This is a genomic window from Pseudomonas sp. NPDC087336 (assembly GCF_044744285.1).
GTDB lineage: Bacteria > Pseudomonadota > Gammaproteobacteria > Pseudomonadales > Pseudomonadaceae > Aquipseudomonas.
Window position 1 is genome coordinate 361,277 of sequence record NZ_JBIUYA010000001.1, and the last position, 15,049, is coordinate 376,325.

General features: G+C 61.5%; 12 protein-coding genes. 4 read left to right on the forward strand and 8 right to left on the reverse strand.

Annotation, left to right across the window (positions count from 1 at the left end; all coding sequences use genetic code 11):
• Nucleotides 1–46: 46 nt before the first annotated feature.
• The gene (locus ACIO0C_RS01705; RefSeq protein ID WP_401307020.1) at nucleotides 47–715 is read right to left on the reverse strand and encodes a polysaccharide lyase family 7 protein; all 669 of its coding nucleotides are present in this window, start codon (nucleotides 713–715) and stop codon (nucleotides 47–49) included.
• Nucleotides 716–1,037: 322 nt separating this feature from the next.
• Between ACIO0C_RS01705 and ACIO0C_RS01710 the strand changes: the two genes are divergently transcribed.
• From ACIO0C_RS01710 to ACIO0C_RS01720, 3 genes are read left to right on the forward strand one after another with little or no spacing between them, the layout of a single operon-like run.
• Nucleotides 1,038–3,161 (forward strand): putative bifunctional diguanylate cyclase/phosphodiesterase, encoded by a 2,124-nt coding sequence (locus ACIO0C_RS01710; protein WP_401307022.1) that lies wholly within the window; start codon nucleotides 1,038–1,040, stop codon nucleotides 3,159–3,161.
• Between the two features lie 45 nt (nucleotides 3,162–3,206).
• A complete protein-coding gene (locus ACIO0C_RS01715; RefSeq protein ID WP_401307024.1) occupies nucleotides 3,207–3,695 on the forward strand; it encodes a M48 family metallopeptidase in 489 nt (162 codons plus the stop codon).
• Between the two features lie 45 nt (nucleotides 3,696–3,740).
• Complete coding sequence (locus ACIO0C_RS01720) at nucleotides 3,741–4,040, forward strand: helix-turn-helix domain-containing protein (protein WP_401307027.1); 300 nt, start codon at nucleotides 3,741–3,743, stop codon at nucleotides 4,038–4,040.
• A 42-nt stretch (nucleotides 4,041–4,082) separates the two neighbouring features.
• Here the strand turns inward: ACIO0C_RS01720 and ACIO0C_RS01725 are convergent, their stop codons facing one another.
• Nucleotides 4,083–4,535, reverse strand: a complete 453-nt coding sequence (locus tag ACIO0C_RS01725) for a GNAT family N-acetyltransferase (RefSeq protein WP_401307338.1) — start codon at nucleotides 4,533–4,535, stop codon at nucleotides 4,083–4,085.
• A gap of 255 nt (nucleotides 4,536–4,790) precedes the next feature.
• Between ACIO0C_RS01725 and ACIO0C_RS01730 the strand changes: the two genes are divergently transcribed.
• Nucleotides 4,791–5,528 (forward strand): substrate-binding periplasmic protein, encoded by a 738-nt coding sequence (locus tag ACIO0C_RS01730; RefSeq protein ID WP_401307030.1) that lies wholly within the window; start codon nucleotides 4,791–4,793, stop codon nucleotides 5,526–5,528.
• A gap of 15 nt (nucleotides 5,529–5,543) precedes the next feature.
• Here ACIO0C_RS01730 and yccS read toward each other — a convergent pair whose 3' ends face one another.
• The 6 genes from yccS to ACIO0C_RS01760 all read right to left on the reverse strand — a co-directional run bounded on the left by yccS (nucleotide 5,544) and on the right by ACIO0C_RS01760 (nucleotide 14,998).
• On the reverse strand, nucleotides 5,544–7,727 hold the full coding sequence (gene yccS, locus ACIO0C_RS01735; RefSeq protein ID WP_401307033.1) for a YccS family putative transporter: 2,184 nt from the start codon (nucleotides 7,725–7,727) through the stop codon (nucleotides 5,544–5,546).
• Nucleotides 7,728–7,898: 171 nt separating this feature from the next.
• Nucleotides 7,899–9,077 carry an NAD(P)/FAD-dependent oxidoreductase gene (locus ACIO0C_RS01740; RefSeq protein ID WP_401307035.1) on the reverse strand — a complete coding sequence of 393 codons (1,179 nt, stop codon included), beginning with the start codon at nucleotides 9,075–9,077 and terminating at the stop codon, nucleotides 7,899–7,901.
• 135 nt (nucleotides 9,078–9,212) lie between these two features.
• Complete coding sequence (gene dbpA / locus ACIO0C_RS01745) at nucleotides 9,213–10,550, reverse strand: ATP-dependent RNA helicase DbpA (RefSeq protein ID WP_235431860.1); 1,338 nt, start codon at nucleotides 10,548–10,550, stop codon at nucleotides 9,213–9,215.
• Nucleotides 10,551–10,655: 105 nt separating this feature from the next.
• A complete protein-coding gene (mdtD, locus tag ACIO0C_RS01750; protein WP_401307038.1) occupies nucleotides 10,656–12,083 on the reverse strand; it encodes a multidrug transporter subunit MdtD in 1,428 nt (475 codons plus the stop codon).
• Nucleotides 12,084–12,218: 135 nt separating this feature from the next.
• Nucleotides 12,219–13,556 (reverse strand): TldD/PmbA family protein, encoded by a 1,338-nt coding sequence (locus tag ACIO0C_RS01755; RefSeq protein ID WP_401307041.1) that lies wholly within the window; start codon nucleotides 13,554–13,556, stop codon nucleotides 12,219–12,221.
• Nucleotides 13,556–14,998, reverse strand: coding sequence for a TldD/PmbA family protein (locus tag ACIO0C_RS01760; protein ID WP_401307044.1), 1,443 nt, complete (start codon nucleotides 14,996–14,998; stop codon nucleotides 13,556–13,558). Before ACIO0C_RS01760 ends, ACIO0C_RS01755 begins: the two co-directional genes overlap by 1 nt.
• Nucleotides 14,999–15,049 lie beyond the last annotated feature (51 nt).

A 15,049-nucleotide genomic window follows, 5' to 3' on the forward strand; every position in this document is an offset into this window, starting at 1 on the left:
CCCGCCGTGAGGCGGGTTTTTTTGTGGGTGCAGGATCATGGTCTGCTTAATTATCGTGATCAATATCCAGCTTGCTGAACGTCACTTTACCGCCCTCAGTGGTGTACCCGGTATTGTCCTGCACATACACGCCGGCTTTGAAGTACAGCGGTTTGTCGCGCCAGGTAGCGCTGATATTGGTGTCCCACTGGTAACCCGCCGCGCTGACGCCCAGTGCGCCGCCGGGGCTCAGGTGAATGAGGTAGTTGAACTCACGATTGAGGTTGATTCCGGTGGCAAGGGTGATGACCCTGCTTTCGGCGTCGTCGGGGTGCATGCGCACTTTGATGACGAGGTTACCGGTCTCGGTTGATGTTTTGTATTGGTATTCGAGTTTGACCATCGGCTTCTGGCTTTTATAGGCGTGGATCTGCCCGATCACGATCTTGCCCGAGCTAGGGACCTGGTTCACTGCCAGGGTGGCGTGAAGCAAGTTGTCGGCGTCCGGGTAGAACCAGTTTTTCAGCGTGCCATTGCTGTAGGTTTCACGCAGCTCGGTGCGGGGATAGATCGCGTTTTCAGTACGCGAGCCGGTCACCGGTGTCCAGAAAAACAATGTGCCCGTATCAGAGTGGAAGTATTGATCCTTGAAACCGTCCACCAGCTTTGCGGTTTCAACCGTGTATGGCGGGCTGCCGACGGGAACGCTGAGGTTCCAGGTTGCGAGGTCAATCATAGTCAAAGCTTCCGCGAATGAATGCTGCACGCACGTGCCAATCGCTCTAGCACGTGCCTTTGGGGGCGGTCTTTATAAGCGTAGTGAACTATTTTGTTAACGCCCGTCGGGCAGTTAATTGGCGCCAACATCCTGTCGAAGTGCCATCCTGCCCGGTTTTAGCGGGCTGCGTTGCCGACCGTTAGTCGGCAAATGACGCTTCAGTCGAATGATGGCGCACTGACACCTTCTGCTTTCACGGATCCGGGTCTAGAGTGAAGGCACAGAATCTGTCCGGGTTTTCCCGAGAAACCGGCCTGACATCCAGCCCTAGAGAAGCAGCATGGAATGCGCGCACCCAATGCCAGCTGAAGGCCATTCAACCCTGTTGATCGTCGATGATTACCCCGAAAACCTGGTCAGCATGCGTGCATTGCTGCAGCGCCAGGATTGGCTGGTCATCACCGCTGCCTCCGGTTTCGAGGCGCTCGGGCTATTGCTTGAACACGATGTCGACCTGGTGTTGCTGGATGTGCAGATGCCGGGCATGGACGGTTTCGAAGTGGCGCGCCTGATGCGCGGCAGTCAACGGACGCGTCTGACACCGATCATTTTCCTGACCGCCAATGAACAGTCCCAGGACGCCGTGATCAAGGGTTACGCCAGTGGCGCAGTGGATTACCTGTTCAAACCCTTCGACCCGCAGATTCTCAAGCCCAAGGTCCAGGCGCTGCTCGAACATCAGCGTAATCGCCGGGCCTTGCAGCGCCTGAGTCATGACCTGGAGGCCGCTCGCGCGTTCAACGCCTCGGTGCTGGATAATGCCGCCGAAGGCATCCTGGTGGTTGGAGAGGACGGCCTGATTCGTTTTGCCAACCCGGCGATGTCGCGGCTGCTCAGCGCTACGGTGCAGGAGCTGCAGGGCAAGGAGTTCCTGGATTTCCTGCAAAAACCGCACATACCGGTCTGGGCCGATTCTGACCTGCTGGCCGGTTACAAGCGCGGCGAGACCTTGCGCCTGCACGACGCATTGCTGCGTACCGCCCCCGGGCAACAGGTGCCGGTCGCACTGTCTTGCGCGCCACTGCCGTCGGATCAGCACGCGATGGTGGTGACGGTGCTGGACATGTCGGTGGTGCGCCACCTGCATCAGCAACTCGAATTCCAGGCGGTCACCGATCCGCTGACCGGGCTGCTCAATCGCCGCGGCTTTTACCAGACCGTGGAAAACCTGCTGTTGCGCGGCGAACGCTCGGACAGCGCGTGGGTCCTGCTGTACCTGGACCTCGACGGCTTCAAGCGGGTCAATGATTCTCTCGGTCACGATGCCGGTGATCGGGTATTGCGTTGGGTGTCCGAACAGTTGAAGGCCTGCCTGCGCCCGTTCGATATCCTCGCCCGCATGGGTGGCGATGAATTCACGGCGCTGCTGGACCTGGAGTTTCCCGAGCAAGCGGCCAAGGTTGCGGAGAAGCTCATCGAGCGGGTGTCGATCTGCCAGCAAATCGACGGCCTGGATATCGTCCTTGGTGCCAGCATTGGCATTGCCACCTTTCCCGATTGTGGCGCCAATCTCGACGGCTTGATGCGCGCGTCCGACATCGCCATGTACGAGGCCAAGCGCGCCGGTCGTCAACAGTATCGGTTTTACGATCACGAAATGAATGGTCGTGCGCGTTCGCGGCTGATGCTCGAAGAAAGCGTGCGCACGGCCATCGAGAATCGTGATTTTAATCTGGTGTATCAGCCGCAGGTGGCTGTTGCCGATGGGCGCACTCGCGGTTTCGAGGCGTTGCTGCGCTGGCAGCACCCGAGCGTCGGCGACGTTCCGCCAGGATTGTTTTTGCCGTTGCTGGAAGAGGCGCGATTGATCAGTCGCCTGGGCAGCTGGATTTACCAGCGCAGTGCCGGGCAGCGCAAAGCCTGGGAGACCCTGTTTGGCGAGGATCTGGTGGTGAGCGTCAGTTTGAGCAACACCCAGTTTTCCATGCCCCACCTGGTCACCGAGTTGCGCCAGGTCGTGGAACGGCATGGTTTGAAGCCGCGTCATCTGGAAGTCGAAGTGACGGAAGCGGCCTTGATGCATAACCCTGAGGAAACCCGCAAACAGCTGCGTTTGCTGCGCAATCTGGGAGTGCGGGTGGCGCTGGATGATTTCGGTTCTGGTCCGTGTTCTTTGTCCCACTTGCGCGATCTGGAAATGGATACGCTCAAGCTCGATCGCCATCTGATCAGCCGTCTTCCAGAGTCCTCGAGGGATGCGGCCCTGGTGCGCAATGTGATCGACCTGTGCAAGGAGTACGGGATGCTGGTGATTGCCGAAGGAGTCGAAACCCTGGCGCAATACCAGTGGCTCCAAGCCAATGGCTGTGAATATGTGCAAGGTTTTCTGGTCGCCCGGCCGATGATGGCCGAAGATACCGAGTGCTTTGTGCAGCCCTTCGACTGGGGCGCGCTGAGCCGCTGAATTCGCTACACTGGCCGCCTTTTGCTGATTTGCGTTGCCGCCCAGATGACCGCGTTGAAATACCTCCAGGCCTATCCGGCTACCTTGCAGGACCAGGTGCGTCAGTTGATCGCCGACGGCCGGCTGGGCGATTACCTGAACCAGCGCTACCCGCAAAAGCATGCCGTGCAGAGCGACAAGGCGCTGTACACCTATGCCCTGGACCTCAAGCAGGAATTCCTGCGTAACGCCCCGTCCATCGACAAGGTACTCTTCGACAACCGTCTGGACCTGACCCATCGTGCGCTTGGCCTGCATACCACGATCTCCCGGGTGCAAGGCGGCAAGCTCAAGGCCAAGAAAGAAATCCGCATTGCCTCATTGTTCAAGGAAGCGCCGCCGGAGTTTCTGAAAATGATCGTGGTGCATGAGTTGGCGCACTTCAAGGAATCCGACCACAACAAGGCATTCTACAAACTGTGCGAGCACATGTTGCCCGGGTATCACCAGGTGGAGTTCGATGTGCGGGTGTACCTGACCTGGCGGGATTTGTAGGAGCTGCCGAAGGCTGCGATCTTTTGATCTAAAAAAGGAGCAAACGTGACAGAAGTAAGCAAGACCAAGAGCAGCTTCTACCGCCGCCTGTACGTGGCGTACCTGATCGACAGCGGCCTGGCCAGCAGCGTTCCGGCATTGACCGAAGTCACCGGTATGCCCCGGCGCACAGCCCAGGACACCATCGCCGCCCTGGCGGATCTGGATATCGTTTGCGAGTTCGAGCAGGAAGAGGGTGGGCGCAACCATGCCGGGCGCTATCGGATTCGCGGGTGGGGGGCGATTGATCGCGGCTGGATCGAGCGCAATCTTCGGCAGATCAAGGCGGTGCTGGAGTATCCCTGAATTTCTGCGGTGCGACGATTCGACTTGCTCGCGAAGGGGCCCTTAAGAACGACGCATACCGATATGTGGAATTCCGTCCTCGACATACACCTCGCCCGCCACTTCAAACCCGTACCGCCCGTAATACCCCTGCAAATGTGCCTGGGCCGAAAGATACACGGGCATATCAGGCCAGCGCTTTTCAATCTGCTTCAGCGCGTGGGCCATCATTTCATGGCCCAGCCCGGTGCCTCGCGCCTGTGGCGCAATGATCACGCGGCCGATCACCACATCTCCGCCCTGTAGCTCGGGATCGAGCAAGCGCAGGTAGGCCACCAGCCGATCTTCGTCCCAGGCCATCAAATGGCAGGTGTCGCCCTCCAGGTCCTGGCCATCGATGTCCTGATAGATGCATTTCTGCTCGACGACGAACACCTCGGCGCGCAGTTGCAAAATGGCGTACAGCTGCTCTTTGCCCAGATCGCTGTGGTGTTTGCAGACCCAGTTGATTGTCATGTGCTGATTCCCTGAAAACGTCCTGGTGATATTAAGCGTCCCGACGACAGATGTCTTGATGGCGTAGGAATCTGTGACAATGACCAAAATGCCATCATTCATTTAACGCGACGCTGTCGTCTTTGTGTAATCTGAAATCAAGCGATGTGCAGTGCTGCAACGCGCTGACATTGAGGGCCTGGGGGTGCCGGTACGGGGTCTTGGCGTTTTGGCTGAAAACACGTCGGGCAACCCGCCCGCTAAGGATTTTCTGGCATGCCGCGATTGCATCGAGCCTTTGCCTTGATTGGATTGCTGTTGCTGACTGAAACGGTGGCAGCAGAAAAGTTGCGGCTGGTGGCGGATGCCTGGCCGCCCTTTACCGACGCCACGCTGTATAACGGCGGGTTGGCCACGGATATTGTCAGTACTGCCCTGGCGCGGGCTGGCTATGCCAGTGATTTCGAGCAGGTGCCCTGGGCGCGGGCCTTGCTGGGAGTGGGCGAGGGCCGCTATGACGTTCTGGTCAATGCCTGGTTCGAGGAGGAGCGCACAAGGCTCGGTCAGTTTTCGGGCGAGTACCTGGTCAATCGCGTGCGCTTTCTCAAGCGTAAAGATGTGCCCATCGAATTCGCCAATTTGCAGCAGCTCTACACCTATCCGATTTCGGTGGTACGTGGCTACGCCTACTCACCCAGCTTCGATCAAGATGTGTCATTGCAGAGGATTCCGGTACACAACTTCGCCATGGCCGTGCGCATGGTCGCTGCCGACAGGGTCAAGCTGACCCTGGAAGACGAATACGTCGCTCGTTACTACTTGGCCCGCGAGTCGCCCAAGGTCCGCAATGCCGTGGAGTTCCTGCCCAAGCCGTTGAGCGAGAATGGCCTGCACATCCTGGTCAGCCTGAAAAATCCGCAGCATGAGCAGATTGTCGCCGGTTTTGACCGCGCCATCGTGGCAATGAAGGCCGACGGCACGTATGCACGGCTGATGAAGCGCCACGGCATGTAAGCCGAGGTTGATGGCTCAATCCTCACTGGTGTCCTTGATCAGATGCGCCGCCAGCGTGCGCAACGGCCCCAGCTGCCGGCAGATCAGCGCCAGTTGCGTCTGCACCAGGCGCTGGCCTTCATCGATTTCATCGGGCATCTGCTCGAGCGCGTTGGCCAGCGCTTCCTCCTCATCGCTCTGAATGGCGATGGCGGATTTGCTCGCCAGGCCTTGGGCGATTTCGTCGATGCTGGCCGCCAGTTTCACTCCCGCGCCCTCGATCAGATGCTCGCGCACGTCCTGGGGTAATTGGGTTTCCCGGTGCGCGCCCAGCCCGGACAAATAACTGAGCAGGGTGTGTGACAGCACCAGGAAGCGGAAGCCGACATCCGCTTCCTTACGGAAATGCCCCGGCTCCATCAGCATGTTGGCCAGGGTGGTCGACAGCGCCGCGTCGGCGTTGTGGGCGTTGCGCCGCGCCAGGCGATACGCCAGGTCATCGCTTTTGCCAGCGGCGTATTGCTGCATGATCTGGCGCAGGTAGACGCTGTTGCAGGTCAGGGTGTTGGCCAGCACTTTGTTCAGGCGCCGACCCTGCCAGTCCGGGAGGAACAGGAACACTGCCAGGCCGGCGATCAGGCTGCCGAGCAGGGTATCGAACAGCCGCGGCAGGAGCAGCCCGTAACCGTCACCCACCTGGTTGAAGCAGAACAGCACCATCAGGGTGATCGCCGCCGTCGCCAGGGTGTAGCGGGTGGTGCGGTTGGTAAAGAACACCACCCCGGCGGCAATCGCGAAACTCGACTGGATCAGCGGGTTGGGGAACAGGTCGAACAGTGCCCAGGCCAGGGTCAGGCCGATCGCGGTGCCGATGATCCGCTGGCCGAGCTTGCGCCTTGTCGCACCGTAGTTCGGTTGGCAGACGAACAGCGTCGTGAGAATGATCCAGTAACCCTGGGACGGGTGGATCAAATGCACCATCGCGTAGCCGATGCTCAAGGCCAGGGGCAAACGCAGGGCATGGCGGAACAGCAGCGAGGTCGGCGTCAGCTGCGTGCGCAAGCGTACCCAGACATCCTTCAAATTGCGCGGCGAGCGGTCGAGCAGGCTGCTGTCGGTGGCGTCGGCCAGGGTATCGGGGTTACTGGCATCGCTGAGCAGGCGGTCGAGTGTGCCCAGGTTGGCCGCCAGTGCCCGCAGTGAGCGCAGCAGCCCGCGCCAGGCGGGATTGCTTTGGATGCGCAGGTGTTCGAGGGAGGCGTGCAGGTCGCCGAGGGCTTCGGCGAAACTCGCGTCGTAGGTGAACGGCTGGCGCATCTGGATCGATTCGGCCAGGGCGCGGCAAGCCTTGCCTTGCTGGCGCAGCAGGCGCTGACAGCGGAATAGCACGTCGCTGTGGAAGAACGCTTCGGCCAGGGCGTTGTAAGGGTAGTGCGAGGAACTGGCGCGTTCGTGGATGTCCTGGGCGAGGAAGTACAGCTTCAGGTAGCGGCTGACTTTCGAGCCGGGGCGACCGTTACCGACCCGGTGCAGGATGATTTCCTTGGCCGCGTTGAGTGCCGCAACCACGCGGCCGTTCTGCTGGGCCAGTTCAAGGCGTCGCGCTTGCACATCCATCTGCCGGATGGGCTCGAAGAGTGACGACTTCAATTTCAGGTAATAACCCAGCTCCCGGAACAGTTTCGCCAGGCTCTGCTGCACGGGCTGATTGGAAAACATCGCCTGCCACAGCACCGAGAGCAACCCGTACCAGGCGGCGCCCGCCACCAGCAGCACCGGCTCATGCCAGAAATCGGTGACCGCGCCGCCTCGCTGATCGACGCCGATCATGGTGTAGACCGAAAGAATCAGCGTCGCCGAGGCAATCGCCCCATAACGTTCGCCCAAGGCGCCGAGCATGGTCAGGCAGAAGGCGGCAAGGGCGAAGGCGATGATAAAGAGTATGGGGTAAGGGAACAGCAGTTCGACCGACAGCGCGGCGACGGCGAAACACACCAGCGTCACCGCCAGCGCGTTGAGGCGCCCCTGCCAGCTGTCATCGGTTTCGGCCAGGGCACTGGCGATAATCCCCAGGAACAACGGGATCAGCAGTCCCATTTCATCCTGATACCAGCACAACGCCATGGTGCCGGTCAGGGCGATGAATACCCGCACGCTGTAGCTGAATTTATCCAGCGCCCAAAGACGGCGCAGAGACTGACGGAGCGAGGTCGATGACATGAAGTGCGAAGGCCTTCCGAGGCAATGACGCTAAATTGAGCCAGTAATGACGCCGACGCAATGGCGGCGATCACATCTGACAGCAAAAACTGTTCCTTTCAATTTTCAGGCAGGCAAAAAAACGTGTGGGAGCTGGCAAGCCAGCTCCCACAGGGATTGTATTTACATTGGTTAGACGTACTGCGCAGCCGCGTAACCCGAAGCCCAGGCCCACTGGAAGTTGAAGCCGCCCAGGTGCCCGGTGACGTCGAGCACTTCGCCGATGAAGTACAGCCCTGGGCTTTTCAGCGATTCCATGGTCTTGGACGACACTTCATTGGTATTGACGCCGCCAAGGGTCACCTCGGCAGTGCGATAGCCTTCGGTGCCCGCTGGCACGACTTTCCAGCTCGCCAGTTTTTGCGCGACATCGGCCAGTTCGGCGTGGGTGTACTGCTTCATCGGTTTGGAGATGAACCAGTTGTCCGCCAGCAAGTTGGCCATCTTCTTGGTGAAGATTTCACCGAGCAGGGTTTTCAGTTCGCTGTTCGGGCGTTCGGCTTGTTGCTGTTGCAGCCAGCTCGGTACGTCGTGGTCGGGCATCAGGTTGATCTCGACCGTGTCGCCGGATTCCCAGAACGAGGAAATCTGCAGGATCGCCGGGCCGCTGAGGCCGCGGTGGGTGAACAGGATGTTCTCGCGAAAGCTCTGGTCATTGCAGCTGACCAGGCAATCGACCGAGGTGCCGGACAGCTCGGTGCACAGTTCTTTCAGCTGATCAGTGATGGTGAACGGCACCAGGCCGGCGCGGGTCGGGAGCAGGTCGTGGCCGAACTGTTTGGCCACTTGATAACCGAAACCGGTGGCGCCCAGGGTCGGAATCGACAGGCCGCCAGTGGCGATGACCAAAGACTCGCAGGTGACCTGGCCCAGGGTGGTGTCCAGCAAATAGCCCTTCTCGAGCTTCTCGATGGTCTGGATCGAGGTGTCCAGGTGCAGGCTGACGCCGACCTGATCGCACTCGTTGAGCAGCATGTCGAGGATGTCGCTGGATTTGTTATCGCAGAACAGCTGGCCGAGCTTTTTCTCGTGGTACGGCACGCCGTGCTTGGCCACCATGCCGATGAAATCCCACTGGGTGTAGCGGGCCAGTGCGGATTTGCAGAAGTGGGCATTCTGCGAGAGAAAGTTGCCAGGTTCGGTGTACATGTTGGTGAAATTGCAGCGGCCACCGCCCGACATCAGGATTTTCTTGCCGGCCTTGTTGGCGTGGTCGAGCAGCAGCACCTCGCGCCCGCGCCCGGCGGCGGTCAGTGCACACATCAACCCTGCGGCGCCAGCGCCAATGATCACGACTTCGGTAGAGCGCAAAACGGTGTCCTCAACTGTACTCGATCGTTCCCACGCTCTGCGTGGGAATGCCGCCATGGACGCTCTGCGTCCGCTGTTATGTGACGCAGAGCGTCACGGGATGCATTCCCACGCAGAGCGTGGGAACGATCAGGGTCAGAGGATGCGCACGCGCAACGAACGGCCCTTGATCTTGCCGTCGTTCAGGCGCTGCAGGGCCTGCTTGGCGACGCCGCGTTCCACGGCCACGAAGGCCTGGAAGTCGAAGATGGCGATCTTGCCGACCTGGGCGCCCGGGATGCCGGCTTCACCGGTCAGTGCGCCAAGGATGTCGCCTGGACGAACCTTGTCCTTGCGGCCGCCAGCGATGCACAGGGTGCTCATCTGCGGCAGCAGCGGACCACCGCCCTGGGAGGTGAGGTTGTCCACCTGGTCCCAGTTCAGCGGGCTCTTCTGCAGTTGCTCGATGGCCTGGGCGCGATGCGCTTCGGACGGGGCGACCAGGCTGATGGCGAGGCCTTTCTCACCGGCGCGGCCAGTACGGCCAACACGGTGGATGTGGATTTCCGAATCCCGGGCCAGTTCGACGTTGATCACCATGTCCAGGGAATCGATGTCCAGGCCGCGCGCGGCGACGTCAGTGGCCACCAGCACCGAAGTACTGCGGTTGGCGAACATCGCCAGTACCTGGTCGCGATCACGCTGTTCCAGATCGCCGTGCAGGCCGACGGCGGAGATGCCTTTGGCGGTCAGGTGATCTACGGTTTCCTGGACCTGCTGCTTGGTGAAGCAGAACGCCACGCAGGACGCCGGGCGGAAGTGGCCCAGCACCTTGGTCACGGCGCTCATGCGATCGTCCGGGGAGATTTCGTAGAAGCGCTGCTCGATCTGCGTGTCGTCGTGAAACGCCTCGGCCTTCACCTGCTGCGGGTTGCGCATGAACTTTGAGGCCAGCTGCTTGATGCCGACCGGGTAGGTGGCGGAGAACAGCAGGGTCTGGCGACGCTCCGGGGCCTGCATGATGATTTCTTCGATGGAGTCGTAGAAACCCATGTCGAGCATGCGGTCGGCTTCGTCGAGGATCAGGGTGTTGAGGCCGTGCAGGACCAGCGAACCCTTGCGCAGGTGCTGCTGGATGCGCCCCGGGGTGCCGACGATGATATGCGCGCCGTGTTCCAGCGAAGCGATCTGCGGGCCGAGGGATACGCCGCCGCACAAGGTCAGGACCTTGATGTTGTCTTCGGCACGGGCCAGGCGACGGATTTCCTTGGCGACCTGGTCGGCCAGCTCGCGGGTCGGGCACAGGATCAGCGCCTGGCAACCGAAGTAGCGCGGATTGATCGGGTTGAGCAGGCCGATACCGAAGGCGGCGGTCTTGCCGCTGCCGGTCTTGGCCTGGGCGATCAGGTCCATCCCCTTGAGGATCACCGGCAAGCTTTGCGCCTGGATCGGCGTCATCTGGGCATAACCGAGGGAGTCGAGGTTAGCCAGCATGGCGGCGGACAGCGGCAAAGTATTAAATTCGGTGGCGATGGTGGTCACGGGACTGGCCTGCAAAACAAAATGTCGCGCAGTGTACCAGTCCGATGGCCATTCGCCCTAAGGCTCTATGTGTTCTTCCGGACGTTTGACGCGCCGTCCGTCTTCCTTTGAGAGTTGGGAAAAGATCGTGGCGGCCAGCATCGCCATGATTCCGACAGTCACAAAAGTCAGCTGGAACGCGCCCAGCACGGTCTCGACGCCATCGTTGCCGATCCCTGCCGTGAAACCGCCGAGCAATGCACCGGCGCAGGCCACGCCCAGGCTCAGGGACAATTGCGCAACCACCGACAGCAGGCTGTTGCCGCTGCTGGCACTGGCATCGTCGAGGTCGATCAGGGTCACGGTGTTCATCGCGGTGAACTGCAAGGAGTTGATCGCCCCCAAGATGGCCAGCAGGCACAACAGCAGCCAGTACGGCGTCTGCTCGCTGACCAGGCCCATGCTCGCCAACATGATCCCCAGCGCCAGGGTGTTGCCGGTCAGCACGATGCGGTAGCCCAGGCGTTCGATCAACGGTCGCGCCACCCACTTGGCGATCATCGCCGCCGCCGCCAGCGGCAGCATGCTCATCCCGGCCTGGGATGGTGAGTACCCCAGCGCCACTTGCAGCAACAGTGGCACCAGGAACGGCAAGGCGCCGCTGCCGAGCCGGGCGAAGAGGTTGCCGAGGATGCCGACGGCAAAGGTCCGGGTCTTGAACAGCGACGGCGCAAACAGCGGATTGTCGATGTGCCCGGCGCGCAGCCAGTAGGCCGCCAGGCATGCCATGCCGCCGAACAACAGCAGCATCACCCGCAGGTGCGGCAGGTGCAGTTCGCCCAGGCCTTCCATGGCGATGGTGATCAGGATCATCGCCGCGCCGAACAGCAGGAAACCCAGGCTATCGAAGCGGGTACGCTCGGAACCGCGCAGGTCGGGGATGAATTTCCACACGGCGTAGCAGCCCACCAGTCCCACCGGCAGGTTGATCAGGAAGATCCAGTGCCAGGTCAGGTACTCCACCATCCAGCCGCCCATGGTCGGGCCGATCAACGGCCCGAGCAGGCCGGGAATGGTGATGAAACCCATGATCCGCACCAGTTCCGAGCGCGGGTAGGCGCGCAGCACCACCAATCGCCCGACCGGCAACATCAACGCGCCGCCCAGGCCCTGGATCACCCGGGCGCCGATCAGCATGCTCAAGCTGCTGGAAAGGGCGCAGAGCAACGAACCGAAACTGAACAGCAGGATCGCGCTGAAGAAGATTTTCCGGGTGCCGAAGCGGTCGGCGATCCAGCCAGAGGCGGGGATCAGCAAGGCGACCGTGAGCATGTAGGCGATGATCACACCCTGCATGCGCAGCGGATCTTCCGCCAGGTCGCTGGCCATGGCCGGCAGGGCGGTGTTGAGGATCGTTCCGTCGAGGGACTGCATGAAGAAGGCAATGGCGACGACCCAGGGCACCCAGCGGGCGGTCACAGGATCGAGAGGCGGGCGGTTGGGCATGGGACCTCTTGATGTCGGAAATGATCGTTCCCACGCTACGCGTGGGAATGCCTCAATGGACGCTCTGCGTCCGCACTTGGGACGCGCAGCGTCCCGGACTGCATTCCCACGCAGAGCGTGGGAACGAGCGGTGTCTCAGAGGGTCAAGGTCAACCGGCTCACAAGCGCCCCGGGCAGCAACGCCGAAGCCGTCGCCCGCTGGCTGTAGGTGCTCGCCGACAACAGCAGTTCGCGCTCCGCGGTCAGCGCTTCCAGCTGTGAACCCAGCAGACTGTAGGCGCTGTCATCGAAACGCATGGTGCTGACCGGTGCCTGGATCTTGCCATCCTCGACCCAGAAGGTCGCAAACCGTGTCATGCCGGTCAGGCGTGCCGCCGGTTGATCCGAGAAGTTCAGGTACCACAGGTTACTGATGTACAAGCCGGTACCGAGTTGCTTGAGGATTTGTGCCTCGGGCAAATCCCCGGCCTGCATGTTCAGCGCCGTTGGCGATTCCCCGCCACTGGCGCCGTTGGCGGTCAATCCGTACTCGGCGGCGCTGCGTGAACCCACCAGTTGCGCACCGGCCTTGCCCTCGACGATCAACCCCAGGTCGCTGCGAGGGTAGCCTTCGTCGGAGAATGCCGGGCTCAGCGAACCGCTGACTTTTTCGTCCAGCGAGACCAGCGGGCTGAACGCTTGATCACCCCCGTACAACTTCTGCAGCGGACTACTTTTGCTGGCAATCGACTGCGCTGAAAAACCGCCCCAGCACAGCATGCCCATGATTTCTTCCAGCGCGGCGGGCGCCAGGTAGGCGCGGTACTGACCCGGCGCCAAGGTGCGCAGCGGCCGTCCCAGGTACTCAAGCTGTTCCCGCGCCTGCTGGAAGCGTCTGGCAAAGCCTTCGCTGTTCCAGTCGTGCCCGGCATAGCTGGCCTTCACCGCCTGGCCGTTTTCATGGAACAGACTGAAATCGAAGTTGAAGCTGTTGGCCTGGTGCCAGCCGAAGGCGCCGGCGGAACTGGCGAAACCACGGCTGATCGGCCCGGCCGCGTAGAACCCGACTAAGTCCAGGCCTTCGGCGGCCTGGGTGATTTCGGCGACCACTTGCTCGGTGTCCGGCAGCGGATGCTCCTGCTCGTTCCGGCTTTGCCAACGGGTGTAGTTGAGCAGCAGGTAGGGGTCCCGGGGCAGCAGCGGCAAGGTTTCGCGCAGTTGTTGCAGGCCTTCGGCCAGGCGCTGATGGTCGACCGCAGGATCGCCCGCCAGGGTGATTTGCAGGTCGGCGTGGCGACCATCGTTGATCAGTTTCAAGCCGATGCTCGCCTGTTGCACCTGCCCGGCCTGACGCACCTTGGCGTGGTTGAAACGCACGAAGGCCGACGACTCGGCGGCGTAGCTGAGGGTGAACTGTTCCGGTTCGCGCAGCGCTTCGTTCAATCCGGCGACCAATGCCTTGAACGACTCGGCCTGGGCTTTCGACGTGGTCATCAGCTGTCTCCCCCAAAAACATCAACGTTGCTGAATACGCAGGCCGGCGAGGCATGGCCGACGCGAATCACTTGATTCGGTTCGCCCTTGCCACAGTTCGGTGTGCCCAGGACCTTGAAGGTGCTGGCATCGCCGACTGCGCTGAGGCTCTTCCAGAACTGTGCGGAAATCGCCCGGTAATTCGGGTTCTTCACCACGCCCTTGAGTTCGCCGTTTTCAATCAACTGGCCCCATTCGCAACCGAACTGGAACTTGTTGCGCGCATCGTCGATGGACCATGAGCGGTTGGTGCTCATCAGGATGCCGTGTTCGATGTTGCCGATCAGTTGCGCAAGCGGCTGGTCGCCAGGCTCGATGTTGAGGTTGGCCATGCGGTCGATCGGCGGGCGGTTCCAGCCGCAGGCGCGGCTGTTGGCGACCCCGTTGAGGCCTGCGCGGAACTGCGAGAGGGCACCGCCCAGGGGCCGCAGCAGCAGGCCTTGGCGAATCAGGAACTGTTTGCTGGCGGCCGTGCCGTCGTCGTCATGGCCGTAGCTGGCGAGTTGTTCGGGGATGTCCGGGTCGAAGGTCACATTGAGCAGTTTCGAGCCGTATTGCAGGCTGCCGAAATCTTCGGCTTTGACGAAGCTGGTCCCGGCGTAATTACGCTCGTCGCCGAGGATGCGGTCCAGTTCCAGCGGGTGGCCGATGGATTCGTGGATCTGCAGCATCATCTGGTCGGGCATCAGCAGCAGGTCGCGCGGACCTTGCGGGGTGTTGGGTGCCAGCAGCAATTGCAGCGCTTGATCGGCGACCAGCGGGCCGGCACCGACCAGGCCGCAGCGACTGACCACATCAAAGCCACCCTGCTGGCCGAAGTTCTCGCGACCCAGGCTGCGGGTCTGGCTGTCGCTGCCGTCGTAGGCGGTGACGTCGAGGCCCGGGTAGACGAAGCGCTGGGCCTGGCGCAGTTCGGCGCCGGCGTTGTTGAGGTAGATCTGCTCGACGTGGGTGATGCCGAGGCTGACCTGCCAGCTCACCAGACGCTCGTCCTTGGGCACGGCAGCGGATTCGGCACCCAGCAGCTGGTAGCAGTCGCTCAGGGACGGGAAGGGCTGGTCGAGGTTCGGCGAGAAATAATCGGCACGGTCACTGGATACGGCGTGGTCGCGCAGATCCAGCAACGCGTGGGGCTTGAGCCGGCGCGCCTGCTGTTCGGCGCGCTCGAGGGCGGCTTGCAGGCCTTGCTGCGACAGATCGTTGGTGGCGGCATAGGCTTCGACGCCGTTGACCCGCACGGTCAGCATCGCCCCTTCGTCGCGGCTCAGGCTCGGCGGTTCGGCGACGTTCTTGCGCACCGACAGGTACTGGCCGGACTCGCGCACATAACGCAGGGAAAAGAATTCGGCGCCCGTGCGCAAGGCAGAAAAGCGCTGCTTGAGCTGGGGGTGGAAATCGAACATTCGGGAACCTCCTTGGTATGGAGTGGCGGTGCAGCGGTGCGGCGAGGGGAT

What these genes read in the sequence shown, in the direction of transcription:
- ACIO0C_RS01705 (WP_401307020.1), bottom strand. Translation starts at nt 715, where the DNA reads ATGATTGACCTCGCAACCTGGAACCTCAGCGTTCCCGTCGGCAGCCCG.
- ACIO0C_RS01710 (WP_401307022.1), top strand. Translation starts at nt 1,038, where the DNA reads ATGGAATGCGCGCACCCAATGCCAGCTGAAGGCCATTCAACCCTGTTG.
- ACIO0C_RS01715 (WP_401307024.1), top strand. Translation starts at nt 3,207, where the DNA reads ATGACCGCGTTGAAATACCTCCAGGCCTATCCGGCTACCTTGCAGGAC.
- ACIO0C_RS01725 (WP_401307338.1), bottom strand. Translation starts at nt 4,535, where the DNA reads ATGACAATCAACTGGGTCTGCAAACACCACAGCGATCTGGGCAAAGAG.
- ACIO0C_RS01730 (WP_401307030.1), top strand. Translation starts at nt 4,791, where the DNA reads ATGCCGCGATTGCATCGAGCCTTTGCCTTGATTGGATTGCTGTTGCTG.
- yccS (WP_401307033.1), bottom strand. Translation starts at nt 7,727, where the DNA reads ATGTCATCGACCTCGCTCCGTCAGTCTCTGCGCCGTCTTTGGGCGCTG.
- dbpA (WP_235431860.1), bottom strand. Translation starts at nt 10,550, where the DNA reads ATGCTGGCTAACCTCGACTCCCTCGGTTATGCCCAGATGACGCCGATC.
- mdtD (WP_401307038.1), bottom strand. Translation starts at nt 12,083, where the DNA reads ATGCCCAACCGCCCGCCTCTCGATCCTGTGACCGCCCGCTGGGTGCCC.
- ACIO0C_RS01755 (WP_401307041.1), bottom strand. Translation starts at nt 13,556, where the DNA reads ATGACCACGTCGAAAGCCCAGGCCGAGTCGTTCAAGGCATTGGTCGCC.
- ACIO0C_RS01760 (WP_401307044.1), bottom strand. Translation starts at nt 14,998, where the DNA reads ATGTTCGATTTCCACCCCCAGCTCAAGCAGCGCTTTTCTGCCTTGCGC.